The sequence below is a fragment of the Akkermansia sp. UNK.MGS-1 genome (genome assembly GCF_000980515.1).
Lineage (GTDB): Bacteria > Verrucomicrobiota > Verrucomicrobiia > Verrucomicrobiales > Akkermansiaceae > Akkermansia > Akkermansia muciniphila.
In genome coordinates, this window is the sequence record NZ_LBCB01000040.1 from 119,765 (window position 1) to 137,864 (window position 18,100).

Below are 18,100 nucleotides of genomic sequence, written 5' to 3' on the forward strand. Positions count from 1 at the left end.
CCGGCATTCCGTTTTTTCAACATGTTTTCCCCGGTTATTCTCTGATTCAAATTTCAAACCTACCATGCGTTTCCCCATATAAAGTTATATTTACCGGCCTTTTTTGAGGCAGGAGAATAAACACAGCTCAAGATCCGAAGGAGAAGCCATCTACTCTTCCGAAGCGGCAATAGGAGGCAATATGGACGTTCCCGGAGGAGGGCTTCCCGATGATGGCCAAAGAAAAAGAAAGTGTTGTCCTCACCAACACGAACAATTCTTCCGGACCTGATTCCAGCAACCAGTTCCGGCATAGTCACGCAGCACCCTTCCGACCATGAATGAGGTATTGCTTCATAAAGCGGGACTGACGGTCAACTGTATATTAAAGCCACCAAAGGAAAGGAGGGAGGAACCAGTCCGACAGGCGGAAAAGAAGAAAGCGAAGACAAAAAAGATGGAATAAAGCCCCCGGTTTTCTCCCTAGATGGCCTATCCGGGCGATTATAATAGCGGTCTGCAGGTTTCTGTTGAGCCCCAAGCCGGGGGTATGAAACATCGCCTCCCTAAAAGATACGGCCAAATTCACGACAGATAGAATTATGCCGTCCCGTACGTTCTTTCCTCATACCCAGGTGCCAATTATTACTTCTAGATAAACGGAAAAAACGAACCTCCCTGACCTATCCAACCCCTCCGGATTATTTCTGGAGAGGGAGGTTTTCCGTTCCACAACAAAGAAAAGGAACATATCATTCTGCATCCGGCCCATAGCAGAACAGCCTTTCCGCCCCGGATTACCTCCCTGGGGCTGTTGAATACCCTGCTGAAATATCGAAACGTATCAAATAAACACTTATTAAAGCTCCGCAGCCGTCAGGTCCACGCACAAACCTTGACAACTGCGGAGCTGCGCTTACACACACTTATTCATCCAACAAAAATCGCTCAGCAGAGCTTCTTCCATCAGGAATGGTGGAAAGCCGTTCCTTCTTCCGCCGTCATCGGAGAAGAGACCGGGTGTTTCTCGAAGAAAGAGAGCATGCGCTTGTAGTCTTCCAGGAACAGGTCTGCCAAATCTTTGGAGAAGCCCTGGCGAACCATGACGCGCATCACCACCGTATCCTGACAGTTGGCAGGGAGCGTGAAGGCGGGCACCTGCCAACCGCGGGTTCTCAGCTTGTCCGAAAGGTCAAAGAGCGTGTAGTTCGCACGGGCTCCATCCTTGATGAAGAAGCAGACGGCGGGAATACCTTTTTCCGGATCGCCCGTACAAATGAATTCATACGGCCCCAGTTTGGAAAGCTCATCTGAAATGTACTTCGCTACTTCGTAGGCCTGTGTATGGATGTTCGTATAGCCTTCCTTGCCCAGTCGGATGAAATCATAATACTGGCAGATAATCTGTCCGGCCGGTCGTGAGAAGTTAATGGCAAAATTGGGAATTTCCCCGCCAAGATAGTTGACATTGAAAATCAACCCTTCAGGCAGTTCGGAAATATCTCTCCAAACGACCCAGCCCACTCCGAGCGGAGCCAATCCGTATTTATGGCCGGAAGCACTGATGGACTTGACGCGGGGAATGCGGAAGTCAAAGACAAGATCCGGGGCGCAGAACGGAGCAAGGAAACCGCCGCTGGCTCCATCTACATGGATGTCAACGCTGATGCCGGTCTTGTTTTCATAATCATCCAGGGCCTTGGCAATTTCCGCCGGCAATTCATAAGCACCCGTATAGGTCACTCCGAACGTGGGAACCACAACGATGGTGTTCTCATCAATCTGTTCCAGCATCCTGTCAACATCCATCTTCCATTTTCCGGGCGCCATCGGGATTTCACGCATTTCAATATCCCAATAGCGGCAGAACTTGTGCCAGCAGATTTGGACAGGGCCGCATACCAGGTTGGGCTTGTCAATGGGTTTGCCGGCGGCTTTCCGGCGGGCTCTCCAGCGCCACAGGGCGGCCATGCCTCCAAGCATGCATGCTTCACTGGAACCGATAGTGGAACAACCAATAGGCTTTTCATTCTGGCTGGCATTCCAAAGATTGGCAATAATGGCAGCGCAGCGCATCTCAATAGCGGCTGTCTGGGGATATTCATCCTTGTCAATCATGTTCTTGTTAATGCTGAGATTCATCAGCATCCTGACCTGCTTTTCATCCCAGGTCTGGCAGAAGGTTGCAAGGTTCTGGCGGGCATTGCCGTCCAGCATCAATTCATCGGACACCAATTGGAAAGCGTCCTCCGCGCGCATCGCATAATCCGGGAACTCATCCTTGGGGAGAAGGTTATCTGCCTCCGGAGAACCGAAAATGGAATTTTCCGCCCGGGCTGTATCGGGTTTTTGATTTGGATCAAACATGACGGTATCTATTGTTTCATCGTTTCCGGGCCAACCGTGAAAGGCAACCCGCATGAAGGATAGAAGCACCCGCGAATAAAAGCGTTCATATTTCCATTGTCATTATCCTAGGTATAATTTTCCCGGAAAAACACAGAGTCGAGATTTATTTCATCATTCATTGATGACTAAAAATTATTTAATTGCAAATATCTTTATAAAAACTCGCCAATATCTCCAGATAACTTTATGTATGACATCTCCATATTATGACAGTTAAGAGAAACGGACGTTTTCGGATGCAATTCCCAGACGGGATAATGTGTTACCCCCCTATCTTAACAATACAACATCCATTGGAAAAAACTGTGTCACGGACTTTTACGGTTCCTGATGCCGAGGCGTGCATGCGCACTTTCAGAAAGGGAAAAATACGGATTAACCCGAATTTCCATCAAAAAAACTGCTGCACAATAATAAAACCAACATCGTGGAATCTTCCCCGCTTTTCCTGATGAGCAACTTCTGGTGCAGACAGGGGGAAGAAATACTCAACCTATACCGGGTTAATGCCGTGGCAAGTTACACCCTTTTAAGCCACGGCTGGCAGCAGAGGTGCCTTCTCCCCCTCCCTGCACTTTTTACCCGGTCAACAGGTGGCATTCCTTCAAGATTACTCCCGTTCAATTTTCCGGAAGGTATCCTTCACATAAAGTACATGCGGATAAAGAATGGAATCCGGAGCTACTTTGGGATGATTGAATTCCGCTATTTTTCGCATTCCAACACGTTGCATCACAGCTTGTGAAGGAAAATTCACGCAAGCAGTAAAAGAATATACCCTGTCAAAGCCGAATCGTGCAAAACCATGTTTCAGGCATGCACGGGCGCCTTCCGTAGCGTATCCGTACCCCCAGGCTTCCGGCACAAGCCTCCAGCCTATTTCCACACACGGTGTAAAGTCCGCTTCAAAATCAGCCCAATGAAAGCCGAGAAGGCCGATCAAGGAACCGGAATGTTTCAATTCCACTGCGTACAATCCATACCCTCTTTCATCCAGTTCTTCCCGCATACGGTTCCACATGGAAAGAGAATCCTTGTCCGTCATGACACCGGGAAAAAAACGCATCACCTGGGGATTGTCGTTCATAGCCGCAAAAAAAGGCCAGTCTTTTTCCCGCCACTCCCGTAACACCAGGCGTTCAGATTCCGGCAATGACAGTTTTCCTCCCGGCATGGCCTTAGTTGTACATGGAAAGCTCTGTTTCCAGCTCCGGGCAGCGATTCACGCGAAACCGTTCATCCAGTTCCAGAATTTGGCTATGGCCCAGGCTGTCCTTGATGGTGAGATTGACTTTGGAACGACCGGGATACCTTTTTAGAATATCCCGTATCTGTTCCAGATTTTTTCTCGTGTGGCGGAGGGGACTGACAATGATATTCAGAGGCCCCTGATCCCCGGATTTGGATTTGCGCTTTTTGCCTCCAAGTGGGTCAATGCTCTGGGCAGCCACGCTTTTGGAGGATGTACGGTCATCCTCCCGGATGTTGGCTCGCATGGAGACGAAAACGCCCGGCTCCAGGCCTCCCTCCATTTCCTGAGCCTTTTCATAAACATCCGACCACAACAACACTTCTATGCTGCCGGTAAAATCTTCCAACGTCAGAATGGCGAATTTTCTACCGGCCTTGCTGATTTTGGGGGTGACGGAACGAACCATGCCGGCAATCTGGTGCTTCTGCTTGAGTTCGTGTGGTTCCAGCGTGTCAATGAGTCCTATGCGGGTATATTTTTCCGCATCAATGACACCGCGCATGGAGTCCAGGGGATGGCCGCAAAAATAAGCGCCCAACAGATCCTTTTCATCTCCCATACGCTGCTCCTTGGACCACTCTGGAACGGCAGGTTCATCCTTCACCCTGGGCGCTTCAAAGGTCATGTCAAACAGAGACCCCTGCCCCAGAGCCTTATCCTTATGTACCTGGGAAGCTCCGCTGAGGGCCAGGTCCACACGTTCGAACAGAACACAACGCGGCTCCAGCGTCCAGTCCAGCGCTCCCGCACGAATCAGGGATTCCAGAATCTTTTTGTTGACAGATTTGGAATCCAGCCTGTTACAAATGTCCTCCATACTGGAAAATTCCCCATTCTTCTCTCTTTCTTCCAGAAGAATCTGCATAGCCCCCTCTCCCACGTTCTTAATGGCCGCCAGCCCATAACGCACGGCCAGCTTGCCGGAGGGCATTTTCTCAGGAGTGAACTTGAGCATGGATTTATTCACATCGGGAGGCAGGATCTCAATACCCATGCGGTTGGCTTCCTGAATGAACACTCCGATTTTGTCATTGTTCGCCTCATTAGACATCAGCCCGCAGAGGAATTCCACAGGGAAGTGGGCCTTGAGATAGGCCGTCCAGTAGGAAATATGCCCGTAGCAGGCGGAGTGGGATTTATTAAAACCATACCCGGCGAATTTTTCAATCTTGTCAAAGATAGCTGTAGCCGTTTTTTCATCAATCTGGTTTGTTTTCCAGCATCCTTCCACAAAGTGGGCCTTTTCCTTGGCCATCTTCGCCGGGTCTTTCTTGCCCATGGCGCGCCGCAGAAGGTCGGCCCCGCCAAGCGTATAGCCGGCCAGCAGCTTGGCCGCCGCCTGCACCTGTTCCTGGTAGATCATCACGCCGTAGGTTTCCCCACTGACCTGTTCCAGCAAAGGATGCTCATACTCCACCTGGCGCAGTCCCTTCTTCACTTCAATCATTTCATCCATAAACTGCATGGCTCCCGGTCGGTAAAGAGCCAGCAAGTCAATGATGTCTTCAATTTTCTGAATCCCGTAACGTCGGCAAGTGTCCACCATGCCGCCGGATTCCAATTGGAAAACCCCCATCGTATCTCCCCTGTTCAGCAAGTCCAGGGTTTCCCGGTCATCCAGAGGGACGGAATCCAGTTTGAACTCCGGCACGCGCCAGCGGGCGTATTGCTCCGCATCATGCATGACGGTCAGGGTTTTCAAACCCAGGAAGTCCATCTTCAAAAGCCCCACTTCATAAATCGCGCTCATGTCGCACTGGGCGACGACAGCGGCATGAGGATCGGACAGATCGTCACGGGTGAGGGCCACATGCTCGTCCAGGGGACGGTCACCGATCACAACACCTGCCGCATGTACCCCCACGTTGCGGATCAAGCCTTCCAGGCGGGTCGCGTACCCCCACAATTCCGCATACCCCTCATCAGAGGCAATCAACTCCCTCAGCTCCTCGTTACTCTTGTAGCTGGACTGAAGAGTCACCTTGGGGCCGGTTTCGATAAGTTTGGAAATACGGTCCCCGTCCGCATAGGACATATCCATCACACGGGCTACGTCCCTGAGTACGGACTTGGCCCCCATGGTGCCGTACGTAATAATGTGGGAAACAGCGCGCTCTCCGTATTTCTGCCGAACATAATCAATTACTTCCGGCCGGCGTGTCTGGCAAAAGTCAATATCAATATCCGGAGGGCTGACGCGTTCCGGATTTAGGAAACGTTCAAAGATTAATCCGAATCTCAGAGGATCTATGTTCGTGATTTTCATGGCATAAGCCACCAAGGAACCGGCTGCAGAACCGCGACCGGGACCTACGGGAATGTCATGATCCTTGGCCCAGTTGATGAAATCCGCCGTAATCAGGAAATAGGAGGGAAATTTCAACTGGTTGATAATTCCAAGTTCATAATCCAGACGATCGCGCAATTCCTTATCTGCAGCTACACGTTCCTTTCCGTACCGTTCTTCCAGCCCCTTATAGCATACTTTACGCAGGTATTCTTCGCGCGACGACCCGTCCGGCGTGCCGAATTCGGGGTATTTCTCCGTACTGGTGGAATCCAGCTTGATGGTAACATTGCACCGTTCCGCAATTTTCAACGTATTTTCCACGGCCTCCGGATAATCCTTGAACACCTCCCGCATTTCCTCTGGAGATTTCAAATACACTTCCGTGGAATAGCGCATGCGTTTTGGGGAAGCCAGTTTTTCGTTGGTTCCGATGCAAATCAGAACATCGTGCATGTCGTGATCTTCCTTCCTGAGGAAGTGCACGTCATTGGTGGCAACAATGGGGGTATTGGTCTTGCGGGCGATACGCACCAGCTCCGGCAGGCATTTTTTCTGTTCCTCCATGCCATGGTCCTGAAGCTCTACAAAAATATTGTCGTCCCCAAAAATATCCTTTAGCGCCAGAAGGGCTTCCTCTGCTTTTTCAGGCTGGTCATTGAGCAGCCACTCATTAAGCGGTCCGGCAATGCATGCTGTACAACAGATGAGGCCCTCATGAAATTCCCTCAGGGTTTCCATATCCACGCGGGGTTTATAATAAAAGCCTTCCAAGTGGGAACGGGACACCAGTTTAACCAGATTCTGCCACCCGGTTTCATTTTCCGCCAGCAAAAGGAGATGTGTGTATTTGCGGCGGCCGGGAAGCTGTTTTTTCACGCTGATGGGCGTCGGGGAAAGGTAAACCTCGCAACCAAAGATAGGCTTTACCTCCTGCTTCTGCGGTCCTTCCGGATGCTCCTTGTTCCAGGCGGCCACGGATTTATTGAGGCTGTTTGTCTCCATGACCAGTTCAATGGCTCCGAACAAATTGCCGTGATCCGTAACAGCAACGGCGGGCATCCCCATGCGGGAACACTCAGCAATGAGGTCCTTGATATGGACGGCGCCGTCCAGCAACGAATATTCCGTGTGATTGTGAAGGTGTACGAAGGAACCGGGCATGGATGGATCCTGTAAGCGGTTAATAAAGGAAATCAGCGGTGAACAGGGCATTCGGCCTTCATGGCTTCCACGCATTCCCGGATAAGGTCCGGGCCGCGATAAACGAAGCCGGTATAAAGCTGCACCAGGCTGGCTCCAGCCTTGATTTTGGCGACGGCATCCGCCCCGTTCATAATGCCTCCAACGCCAATGATCGGAATACGTCCTTTCAATTCGGAAGCAAAAGCTCCAATAACTTCCGTGGACCGTTCCGTCAGAGGAGCGCCGGACAGGCCGCCTGCTTCTTCATGCCGAGGATTGGCCTCTACCCCGACGCGGGAAAGAGTCGTATTCGTAGCAATAAGACCATCCAGTCCCTCATCCAGAAAAACGCGGCTGAGCTCCGCAATATGCTCATCTGTCACATCAGGAGCCACTTTCATAAAAATGGGCACATGGCGACCCGTTTCCGCAGCCAGGTTGGATTGCTCCGATTTCAGGGAAGCCAGCAGACGGGCAGCGGGTTCCGCCGCCTGAAGGTCGCGCAGGCCTGGCGTATTGGGAGAAGAGAAATTAATGGCTATATAATCCGCCACAGGCCAAGCCGCACGCAGACAAGTAAGGTAATCCTGGGCGGCATCCTCATTGGGAGTTATTTTATTTTTCCCAATATTGACACCCAGAACACCGTGAAAACGAGTGGCGGAACGAATGTTTTCCACTCCGGCGGCAATACCTTCATTGTTAAACCCCATCCGGTTGATAATAGCTTTCTGGGGAATCAGCCGGAACAGGCGGGGCTTTTCATTGCCCGGTTGCGGCCGGGGCGTCAGCGTACCCACTTCCACAAAACCGAATCCGGCCTGGCCAAAAGCGCTTACCGTATCCGCTTCCTTGTCCATTCCGGCGGCAAGTCCCACCCGGTTGAGGAATTTCATCCCCAGGATTTCCACAGGATCCGAAGGAACTTCCCCCATTACTAGAGGCAGTACACGCATTTTTTCTGCCAGGCGCAACCCCCACAAGGTCACCTTGTGGGCAGTTTCCGGATTCATTTGGAATAATACACTTTTAGCGGCGGAATATAAGGCGGGTGACACAATGCGGGGAGTGTATCACACCCTCTTTTAGGGTCAAGAATGGGAAGCGTCTTGCCGGGATGATTTTATCCGGTACAATCCCTTGCCATGAACAGGAAGGAATGCCTCTCATCCTGCCGTCTGTACGGTATTGTAGATATGGGATATACAGCTGAACATCAACTACTCCCTGTAACAGAAAAACTATTGGCAGGCGGCCTGCGCATTCTCCAGCTAAGGGCAAAAAACCATAACCCGGAACACATTGAAAATATGGGGCGCCAGCTTGCCCCCCTGTGCCGTAAATACGGCTGTCTTTTCATCATCAACGATTATCCTGAAATTGCCCTGAACATCGGCGCAGACGGCGTCCATCTGGGACAGGATGACGGAGACTTGGCATCCGTAAGGGGGCTGCTGGGAAAGGATGCCGTTATAGGACGGTCCACGCATAGTCCTGAACAGGCCCTGGGTGCATGTGGAGAGCAGGCGGACTATATCGGGTTTGGGCCCTTGTTCCCCACGGGTACCAAACCGGGAAGACAGGCCATTGGCCTGGAAGACATCGCAAGCGTACAGCAACAGCTACCGGAAAATTTCCCTGTCTTCTGTATCGGCGGCATCAATGGGAACACACTGCTCTCCGTACTGGAGACGGGGGCAAATAGGGTAGTCATCGTTTCCTGGCTGCTTACACACCCCGACATCACGGGAACAGTCAGAACTCTCAGAAAAGAACTGGGAGAAGCGTAACGAAAAACGCGCACCCCCATCCATGTTATCCCTGCCTTTCCTCTTCCTCCGGAGACAGAGCCGGACGGGAGATCAGAAAAACGGCGGTATTCACAATCATCTGCAAAATGTGCTCCTGATCCTTCATCCACGGTTCCTTTTCTTGAAGATCCATGCACGCGACATATTTCCCCAACGTAGCATGGAAGATGGAACTCATGATATGCGCATGCCAAGATAAGGAAAGCTCATCATCCCACGGACAGAATCTCCGAATTCTTGCTATCATCTCCTGGATAGATGGAGCATAAAATTCATCATAGATTTTTCTTCCAAGATATTCCGGCTCCTGCGGCAAACGCCACAATAAACGGACATGATCCGGCCCTCCCAGGCTCTCATCCAGAAATAGCCGAAAAGCAGGTTCTATAAATGCACGGGCATACGCCCTCAGGGACGGATGAAGATCCGCCTCTTTCAGCATCTTCATGCGCGCTTTCATCAGAGGTTCCGCATATTGTCTGTAAACAGCCAGATACAGTCCCTCCTTATTCTCAAAATAGTAAACGATAGAAGCCAGATTAACTCCTGCTTCAGAAGCGACCGCCCTCATGGTCACGCCATTAAATCCCCTGAGGGCAAAAAGCTTCTGTGCAGCACGGAGGATTTTGCCGCTGGTTTCCGCAGAACGGTCGGACTGGGATTTGCGGGTAGAAGACATCTCCTAAACAATCAGACAATGCGCCGCCTAGCGGGAAGAACGGCTTGAGCCGATGGCTTTTACCAACTGTTCCATGTTTTGGGAGGACTGAATAGGCTTGCCGTCCTTGTCCACCAGAATCATGGTAGGGATACCGCGTGGAGCTACCTTCTTGGCAAGCTCCGTCAAATCCTCTTTCAACAGGATAGGCCATGGCATGTTATTGGCAGCAGCCCATTTTTGGGCGGCATCCAGGTTCTGGTCCAGATTGCACATGATTACTTCCACATCCGGATTATCCTTTACCACCCTGTTATAGGCCTCCACGCTGTGAGGCGCATTCCGGCAGCAAGGACCGCACCAGCTTGCACTGAAATACAAAATGAAATGCTTGGGATTCAATTTCCCGTCCCTCTTTTTAAGTTTGCCGTTTTCAAGCATGTAAGTCTTTCCCTTCATCTCCTCCGCCACAGGGCCGGACGGCATGGACGACCATTCTGCAATAGGCTTGCCGATAACTTCCTTGTGTTCCTCCAGCCATGCGCGATCTTCATCGGAAAGCTTTTCCAGCGGCATCGTAATGGGCTTTTTAGCCGTCGTCACCAATTTGACGGTCTTCATATTCAGGGCTACTGGACGGGCTTCCACCGTACTGCCCGTATTTTTATTAGTCCAGGTGCGGAGGGAAGGATCATCCGCTACTCCGGAAGAATCCGCCCAACAGAGAGAGGACCCCATCATGAATGTGGATGCCAATAAGATACACCAAGATGAAAATTTCATACACATAATGCTAATATACTATTTCTTATCTTCCATGTCGAGAAGCTGATTCCAAAATTTGCCTGGCCCGGGCATGTCCCGGGTCGCGGCGCAGGGCTTCCGCGGCAGCGGCAGCGGCCTCACGGTACCGCCCATTGCGGTAAAGCATCACCGCAAGAGTGAAAGGAATATCCGCATTTCCCTTTTCCAGGGAAGAACAGTTTTCCAAATCCTGCAAAGCCTGCTCCAGCCGGCCCACTTTTTCATTCAACAGAGCACGGTTAAACAAAGCACGAATAAAGGAAGGCTCTATTTTTAAAGCTTCGTTAAAGGATTCCAAAGCTCCCGACTCATCATTATTTTCAATCTGGCCCAGTCCCAGGAGATACCACAGATTGGCATCCCTGGGAGCCAGGCGTACAGCCTCTTGCATCTGATCCACCGCCTCCCGGCTGCGGCCTTGAGAAGCCAGGAAAACGGCATAATCACGGTGCACCACGGATGAAGTGGCATCCCATTTCAAAGCTTTGGAAAACCACAATTCCGCAGTTTTCACATCCTTACGGCTAATGGCTATCTGGGCCAGCTTCATAGCTCCGGAAGGCTGGTCCGCCTGGTGCAAAGCGGCAGCAGTAAGCTCCTTCATTCCCGGACTGTCCGGAGGCAGGGAATCCCGGAGAGCCCATTCCGCCTGCAAGCGCACGACCCTGAACGGATCATTAAGAAGTTTGCCCGCAGCAGGATTACCCACTCGCCCCATCACTTTGGCGGCGGCGGCTCGCGTCAGAGGATCCGGGTCCTTAACCGCCGCCGCGGCCACTTCCTGGACGGCGGGTTCATGAGCCCATGCATCCATCAAATCCAATAACGTAGCGCGCCATGCACCCACTTCCTCCCTCTTAAAACATTCCATAAGCAGAGGCAAAACATCTTCCTTTCCTTCGTAGGCATGCTGAACGGCCCTGGTCCGTTCCCTGTACTGCGCCATTTTGGGTTTAGCTCCGTAATATTTCTTTACCGCCTCCGCAGCCCATTCATTGCTTTTTTCCTCGTGGCACATGGTACAGGCATTCGGAATCCCCAACTCTACGCTCAGCAAAGGATCAGGAGAATTGAAAGAATGATCCCTGCGGGGGTCCCGAGCCATATACAGGCTTTCCGGCATATGGCATTCCACACACCGGGCACCCATGCTGGACTGAGGACATGGCGTATGCGTAGCCATGTCAATAACGGGAGCTTTTACGCCGTTTACCGCTTCTCCAGTACCGTGACACCTCAAGCAGAGCGTATTATCTTCTTGAGGAAGCTTCAGTGTTCCCGTATGCGGATCATGACAGTCCAAACAGGTCACTCCCGCCTTGCCCATACGGCTTAACCTCAGACCAGTCTCGCAATAATCCTCATCCCTTTGCATGCCATTGGGCCAGAAAACGCCGGGCTGCACGGGAAGCACCAGTTGGAAATGATTGTCAAAGCGGTCACCTACGGCAAAATCATGATCAAATTCATCCCTCCGGGCATGGCAGGAAGCGCAGTTATCATGAATCTGCTGTGGCGTTAGCTTGTTCCTGGTGGAAATCATGCAACCCGTCCCCGCCTCCGGCTTGTCCAGCAGGGGGCCGTGGCATTGAATGCAAGTCACTCCGGGTTCCGTCCAGGTAGAAGCATACCGATCTTTAACAGGATCATAATTCTTATGGAACAAAGACATGTGGCACCACGCGCACTGCGTGTTCCAATTCATGCCTCGTCCTGTCCAGTGCCCCCAGTCTCCCGGCTGGCGGGACTCCTTGCCGAAAATATCAAACCATTCTTTGCGGTTCACGTCCCATGCAGCGCTCAAGGTATGAAAACCGCCGTCCTTGGCAGGAACCAGATACTGCACCAGGGGAATTCTCCCTGTGGCCCATTCCGCGCGCCAGGAGGTTGAAGACTGACCGTCATGGACCATGCGCCCGTGACCATTCGTAGAGAATTGGAGAATGCTGCCATGAGCGTCCAGCTTCATGTTATGGAACGCTTCAGATTCCCATTGATCTCCCAGTTTGCGGAATGCCCAGGCATGGTCTGAACCGGCCCACTGACGGAATTCCTTTTCATGACATGCTCCGCACTGCATGGAAATAGGCACCTCATTCTGGTCCCAGTGCTCACTGCCTCCTGAAAAAACAACCGGCTGCGCTGCCGCTCCAGAACGTTTGTCCATCCAGGCCTTCACCATTGTGCCCAGTCCGATCAAAGCCCCAAGAACAACGAGGAGAACCACCCATTTCTTCATGGAAGGGCGGTTCACAGGGGCATCAGCAGATTCAGGGGCGGACATGGCGGAAATATTCTGCCATATCATACGCGCTCCACCAAGGAACTTTTACATCAGGCAGCACAGTCCTTGACATGCCCAGTCCGTAAACGGCAGATTATTCCTCCTCTTCCAGGACCTCTTCCCGCATCAGGGTAGTAATCCGGGTCACGGTACAGCGCTCCACACCGCCATTCTCCGTCCGGGTCACCTTGAATTCCAGCCCTCTATAGCCGACAGTATCTCCTTTCTCCGCAGGAGCTTCCAGCAAATTAAGAATCAGGCCCCCTACGGTGTCTATTTCCCCGTCCTCCAAATCCATGTCCATGGCCTCCCCCAATTCCTCAATGCGTGCCAGACCGGATACGTCACAGGAGAAGCCCACCGCATCCCTAGGCAACTCCGTCAGCACTTTAATGCGGCCTCGGTCCCAGCCCATTACTTCGGAAAAAACATCCGTCAGGGTCAAAAGTCCGGAAGTCCCCCCGTGCTCATCCAGAATAATGGCAAGGCGCACATTGTCCTTCCTCATGATTTCCACCACATTGTCAAACTTCACCGTTTTGGGAACCTTGGGTATGGCATGAATGTATTCAGGAGTCAGAGCCTTTCTGCGGAACATGATACGGAACAGATCGCGGGCATGCACCATGCCCACCACATGGTCCAGATCACCGCGGTAGACAGGGTAACGCGTACGGCGAGTGCGACGCACAATTTCCCGTATCTGCTCATGTTCCGCCCCTTCTGGAATGGCGTCTATCCTGACGCGCGGGGTCATGACCTGGTGTACATACAGATCATCCAGGTCAAACAAGCCGTCCATGATGCGGCCGGATTCCTGCGGCAACGCCCCGTTCTCATGGCTCTCTTCAATAATATACTGGAGTTCTTCCGCAGAATGGTAGTGGGACTTGGATTCATTACGGTCCACACCCAGCAACCCCAGAAAGAAATTGCCCAGGGCATTCATACCCACTACCAGCGGATACAGACATAGCTGGATCACGTACATGGGCATCGCAATGATGAGGCAAAGCTTTGCGGCGTACTGTAGGGAAAGCGCCTTGGGCACCATTTCCCCAAGAACAATATGCAGGTACGTCAGCACCGCCACGGACAGGATGCTGGCTGCGCCATGAGCCACCAGCCAGGAAGCCCAGCCGTACTGCGCCAACCATTCATGGAGCCATCCAGCTACCGCATGCTCTCCGTACATACCCAACCCCAGACTGGCGAACGTGACGCCAAGCTGCGCCGTAGCAATGTAGCGGTCCTGTAACCGGGGCGTTTTCAATATCTGGGAAACGCGGCGCGCCACCATGTTGCCGGACACACCCATCTGCTCCAATGCCGCACGCGGAGCGCCGAGCAACGCAAATTCTGCAGCCACAAACAGGCCGTTCAGCACAATCAGCAACAGAATAATGAAAACCGTCATCATGCATCCACCCCGCTTTCCATGGCAAATTCATTTTCCTTTCTCTCCGGAGGCAGCAGCAGGATAGAGGAAACACGGTTATGGTCCATCTTTTCCACCACAAGCACGCGTCCGGCGATAATCAGGCGGTCCCCATCCTTCGGAATGCAGGACATGTGCTTGATCACGCAGCCGCCCACAGTAGTGGCGCCATTCATCAAAAAGGGTACCAGGCATTCCGCCTTATGGGCACGCATCATGCCGGGGATGCGCACGGAACCATCCGGAAGGGTTTCCACCTTTTCCCCGGAGCGGATGAATTCCTCATCTATATCTCCCACCATTTCTCCCAGCAGACGTTCCAGCGTCACCAGCCCCACAAACTTACCGTATTCATCCAGAACAAAGGCTTCCTTGGCCCTGTCTTCCCGCAAACGGGCCATCAGCATCTCTACCGTCTGCATTTCCATCACGCATGGCACCTGCCTCAGCATGGAACGGAGAGGAGGCAGAATTCCCTTTTCCGCATAAGCGGATACCATATCTTTAATATGCAGCATGCCAATGACAGATTCACGGTTCCCTTCATACACGGGAATATGGGTATGAGGCCTATCTGCGATCATATTCAAAATATCTTCCTGTGTGGCATCCACATCCAGGCAAACAAGCTGAAAACGGGGAATCATAATTTGTTCCACCGTTCGTTCCGCCAGGGACAAAGCGCTGTGCAGCCGTTCATGCTCATCTTCCTCCAACATCCCGCCCTGGTGACTTTCATCCAGCAACATATTAATCTCCTGCTGGGAGTGGATGTGCTGATGGCCGCCAGGTGGGAGCCGGAACAGTTTAAGAAGCAACAAACCGCTTCCATTAAGAAAGTCAATGAACCATGCGAAGAAAGCCAGTGTCCATCGCATGGGATAATAAGTATACAAGGCCGCCTGCTTGGGAAACTGAAGAGCCAGGGATTTGGGCATCAATTCTCCAAGAATTACCTGAAAAACCGTCAAGCCTATCAGTACAACAAGAGCGGCTGCAGAATTGGCCATTACGGAGTCCATCCCACCAAACCGCTCAAACAGAGGGAACAGATAGGCGGCCAGTTCAACCTGTCCGTATGCGCCCAGAACCAGACTGGAAATGGTAATGCCGAACTGGCAAGCCGCAATGTAGCGGTCCAGCTCTTTTGTATTTTCCAAAATCTTAAGCAGATGAACAGCCACCCTGCTGCCGTTCTCCGCCATTTCCCGGATCATGTTGCGGCGTACGCTCACTGCGGCGAATTCTGCTGCAACATAAAAGGCGTTGACCAGAATCAGAAAAAGAATAACGAAAGTGACAAAAAGAATCATGTATGGCAGGGGTGTCCGTAAAACGCAACGGGCATCCGCATCATAGGAACCGAAAAAATCCTGTCAAGAACGGGAAACAAAAAAATCTGCCATGCGGAAAGAGCTCCATTCCTCCCGTCCCTTTCCAGCATTCCAAACTTTCTCCTTCCGGCACAGGTAAAAAAATTCCGGCGATCACGCAAGCAGTTGAAGCAACTGCAAAACATCTTTCCAGCAACCGGAAAGCCCCGTTCCCGGAATAACCGGAAACGGGGCTGAGAGTTTAAAGGCTCAACGAAAAACGTTATTCCGTAATGCCGGCGGCTTCTGCTTCGGCAGCCTTGGCATCTCGCAAAGCGGCACGTATGGACATTTTCACGCGTCCCTTGTCGTCAATACCAATGCACTTGGCGGTCACCACGTCTCCGACGCTCACGACGTCCTCCGTCTTGGCGGTGCGGCCTTCGGCCAGTTCGGAGATATGAATCAGGCCATCCTTGCCGGGCAGCACTTCCATAAACGCTCCAAAGGTGGTCGTGGAAACAATCTTACCGGTGTACAGTTCCCCGATTTCAATGGTCTTGAACATGCGGGTGACCAATTCCAAAGCACGGTCCAGGCCTTCCTGCTTGGCGGCGTAAATATGCACGGTGCCATCTTCCTCGATATTGATATCGGCGCCGGATTCGGCCTGAATAGCCTTAATATTCTTGCCGCCGGGGCCGATCAGTTCGCCAATGCGGTCGGCGGGAATTTTGGTGGTCTCAATACGGGGAGCATTCGGGCTCATCTGGGCCGGAGCTGCAATGGCTTCATTCATGACCTTCAGAACATCCGTGCGGCCGGCTTTCGCCACGTGAATGGCTTCCTCCAATATGGAGAGGGGAATGCCGGGCAGCTTGAGGTCCAGCTGGTAGCCTGTCACGCCTTCCGACGTGCCGCAGAGCTTGAAGTCCATATCACCGTAAAAGTCTTCGGAACCGATGATATCCAGCAGAGTTTTGTAAGAGGTGATTTCATGCTGGTCATTCTGTTCCGTCACCAGGCCCACGGAAATACCAGCTACAGGGCGCTTGAGGGGCACGCCGGCCGCCAGCAAAGACATCGTGCCCGCACAGACGGAAGCCATGGAGGTGGAACCGTTGGATTCCATGATTTCAGAAGAGACGCGAATGGCGTACGGGAATTCCTGTTCGCCAGGCACGACCGGAGCGATGGAACGTTCCGCCAAAGCGCCGTGGCCGATTTCCCGGCGGTTCTGACCGCCGAAACGGCCGGTGTCTCCCACGGAGAAAGGCGGGAAATTGTAGTGCAGGATGAAACGCTTTTCATTCACGCTGCCCGTGTAATTGTCCATGTACTGGCGTTCTTCCATCGGAGCGAGCGTCGCCAGGCAAAGGGACATCGTTTCACCGCGGGCGAACATCGCGGAACCGTGCACCACAGGAGGCAGCACATTGACTTCCGCAGTCAGAGGGCGCAGCTGCTTGAGAGCCCGGCCATCGGCCCGCTTGTCCTTTTCCATGATGGAGATGCGGAAAGCCTTTTTCTGAATATATTCAAAAACCTGTTCCACATCAAAGTCAGTAGCTTCCGGATGGCGTTCCTTGATGGCGGCCTCCACTTCGTCACGCAGGGCCCCCACTTTTTTCTGACGCTCCACCTTGGAAGGGGCGTAAATGGCTTCCTCAATACGATCGCCGGCAATTTCATAGCCGATTTCCAGCAATTCCGGCTTGGCAAGGCAAAGTTCATAAGCGCGCTTCTCCTTACCGCAAACGGCGCGGAGCTCTTCCTGCTTTTCGCAAATGACCTTCACGTTCTCCTGGGCGACACGCAAAGCGGCGATAAAATCTTCTTCCGGCAGTTCATTAGCGGAACCTTCAATCATGATGACCTGATCCTTCGTGCCGGCAAATACCAGATCCAGCTGACTATGTTCACGCTGGGAGTTGGTCGGATTGATAACAAACTGTCCGTCAATACGGCCCACACGCACAGCCCCTACGGGTTCGGCAAAGGGAAGATCGGAAACGACACAGGCGGCGGAAGCGCCGTTAATGCTCAGGATGTCCGGTTCGTTTTCACCATCGGCGGAGAGCAGAAGCGTAATTACCTGCGTATCGTAGAAGTAGCCCTTGGGGAACATCGGGCGCAGGGGACGGTCCGTCATGCGGCACGTCAGGATTTCCTTTTCCGTGGGACGCCCTTCGCGTTTGAAATAGCCGCCGGGGAACATACCCGCCGCAGCGGCCTTTTCCTTGTACTCCACGGACAGGGGGAAGAAGGTTTGCCCTTCCTTGACTTTGGTGGCGCTTACCACGGTCACAAGAACGACGGTATCGCCGCTGCGGACAACAACAGCACCGTCCGCCAAACGGGCCATCTTGCCGGTTTCAATCGTGATAGGATTCGTACCAACGTTGCATTCAACTGAATGTATGCTCATTATATTTTTTGTCTTTCAATCACCCGCAGCCTCATCAGCCCATCCAGGCCGGCTCCGGGCGGGAAGCCTGAATGGCGTCAGGTACGGGCAGTGCCTCAGGAAGATGTTATCCGCAACAGTCCTTTCCCAGAAACAGAGGGAGAATACTGTCCACGCGGCAGGACGCGCATCCCAGATGGATCAAACGCTCCGGCCCAGTCTTACCGGCTTGACAGCCTGTGAAAATCCGAAAATTTCTCAAGGCATGCCCGA

Annotated in this window: 11 protein-coding genes; 1 reads left to right on the forward strand and 10 read right to left on the reverse strand. The window is 52.4% G+C overall.

The window, feature by feature from the left end:
- Window positions 1-945 precede the first annotated feature (945 nt).
- From WW58_RS12010 to WW58_RS12025, 4 genes are all read right to left on the reverse strand, one after another.
- On the reverse strand, window positions 946-2,346 hold the full coding sequence (locus WW58_RS12010) for a glutamate decarboxylase (RefSeq protein ID WP_046437926.1): 1,401 nt from the start codon (window positions 2,344-2,346) through the stop codon (window positions 946-948).
- A 652-nt stretch (window positions 2,347-2,998) separates the two neighbouring features.
- Window positions 2,999-3,562, reverse strand: a complete 564-nt coding sequence (locus WW58_RS12015) for a GNAT family N-acetyltransferase (protein ID WP_046437928.1) — start codon at window positions 3,560-3,562, stop codon at window positions 2,999-3,001.
- 4 nt (window positions 3,563-3,566) lie between these two features.
- Window positions 3,567-7,091: a DNA polymerase III subunit alpha gene (gene dnaE, locus WW58_RS12020; RefSeq protein ID WP_046438013.1), complete on the reverse strand. Its 3,525-nt coding sequence runs from the start codon at window positions 7,089-7,091 to the stop codon at window positions 3,567-3,569.
- Window positions 7,092-7,123: 32 nt separating this feature from the next.
- Window positions 7,124-8,170: a quinone-dependent dihydroorotate dehydrogenase gene (locus WW58_RS12025; protein WP_102739048.1), complete on the reverse strand. Its 1,047-nt coding sequence runs from the start codon at window positions 8,168-8,170 to the stop codon at window positions 7,124-7,126.
- 87 nt (window positions 8,171-8,257) lie between these two features.
- Between WW58_RS12025 and thiE the strand changes: the two genes are divergently transcribed.
- Window positions 8,258-8,902: a thiamine phosphate synthase gene (gene thiE / locus WW58_RS12030; protein ID WP_022198413.1), complete on the forward strand. Its 645-nt coding sequence runs from the start codon at window positions 8,258-8,260 to the stop codon at window positions 8,900-8,902.
- 25 nt (window positions 8,903-8,927) lie between these two features.
- Here the strand turns inward: thiE and WW58_RS13700 are convergent, their stop codons facing one another.
- From WW58_RS13700 to WW58_RS12065, 6 genes are all read right to left on the reverse strand, one after another.
- Window positions 8,928-9,602: a TetR/AcrR family transcriptional regulator gene (locus WW58_RS13700; protein ID WP_012419431.1), complete on the reverse strand. Its 675-nt coding sequence runs from the start codon at window positions 9,600-9,602 to the stop codon at window positions 8,928-8,930.
- Window positions 9,603-9,629: 27 nt separating this feature from the next.
- The gene (locus WW58_RS12040) at window positions 9,630-10,322 is read right to left on the reverse strand and encodes a TlpA family protein disulfide reductase (protein ID WP_012419432.1); all 693 of its coding nucleotides are present in this window, start codon (window positions 10,320-10,322) and stop codon (window positions 9,630-9,632) included.
- Between the two features lie 67 nt (window positions 10,323-10,389).
- Window positions 10,390-12,669, reverse strand: coding sequence for a tetratricopeptide repeat protein (locus tag WW58_RS12045; RefSeq protein WP_161994070.1), 2,280 nt, complete (start codon window positions 12,667-12,669; stop codon window positions 10,390-10,392).
- A 94-nt stretch (window positions 12,670-12,763) separates the two neighbouring features.
- Window positions 12,764-14,089, reverse strand: a complete 1,326-nt coding sequence (locus WW58_RS12050; RefSeq protein ID WP_084042792.1) for a hemolysin family protein — start codon at window positions 14,087-14,089, stop codon at window positions 12,764-12,766.
- Window positions 14,086-15,420: a hemolysin family protein gene (locus WW58_RS12055; RefSeq protein WP_012419435.1), complete on the reverse strand. Its 1,335-nt coding sequence runs from the start codon at window positions 15,418-15,420 to the stop codon at window positions 14,086-14,088. The genes WW58_RS12050 and WW58_RS12055 overlap by 4 nt, the downstream gene beginning before the upstream one ends.
- Before the next feature lie 283 nt (window positions 15,421-15,703).
- Entirely contained in the window at window positions 15,704-17,848 is a 2,145-nt protein-coding gene (locus tag WW58_RS12065; RefSeq protein ID WP_012419436.1) for a polyribonucleotide nucleotidyltransferase, read from the reverse strand.
- Window positions 17,849-18,100 lie beyond the last annotated feature (252 nt).

Bases quoted from the DNA above. Each gene is read 5' to 3' on its own strand.
- WW58_RS12045 (WP_161994070.1), bottom strand. From the start codon at position 12,669: ATGTCCGCCCCTGAATCTGCTGATGCCCCTGTGAACCGCCCTTCCATG.
- WW58_RS13700 (WP_012419431.1), bottom strand. From the start codon at position 9,602: ATGTCTTCTACCCGCAAATCCCAGTCCGACCGTTCTGCGGAAACCAGC.
- dnaE (WP_046438013.1), bottom strand. From the start codon at position 7,091: ATGCCCGGTTCCTTCGTACACCTTCACAATCACACGGAATATTCGTTG.
- WW58_RS12055 (WP_012419435.1), bottom strand. From the start codon at position 15,420: ATGATTCTTTTTGTCACTTTCGTTATTCTTTTTCTGATTCTGGTCAAC.
- WW58_RS12050 (WP_084042792.1), bottom strand. From the start codon at position 14,089: ATGATGACGGTTTTCATTATTCTGTTGCTGATTGTGCTGAACGGCCTG.
- WW58_RS12065 (WP_012419436.1), bottom strand. From the start codon at position 17,848: ATGAGCATACATTCAGTTGAATGCAACGTTGGTACGAATCCTATCACG.
- WW58_RS12010 (WP_046437926.1), bottom strand. From the start codon at position 2,346: ATGTTTGATCCAAATCAAAAACCCGATACAGCCCGGGCGGAAAATTCC.
- WW58_RS12015 (WP_046437928.1), bottom strand. From the start codon at position 3,562: ATGCCGGGAGGAAAACTGTCATTGCCGGAATCTGAACGCCTGGTGTTA.
- WW58_RS12040 (WP_012419432.1), bottom strand. From the start codon at position 10,322: ATGATGGGGTCCTCTCTCTGTTGGGCGGATTCTTCCGGAGTAGCGGAT.
- thiE (WP_022198413.1), top strand. From the start codon at position 8,258: ATGAACAGGAAGGAATGCCTCTCATCCTGCCGTCTGTACGGTATTGTA.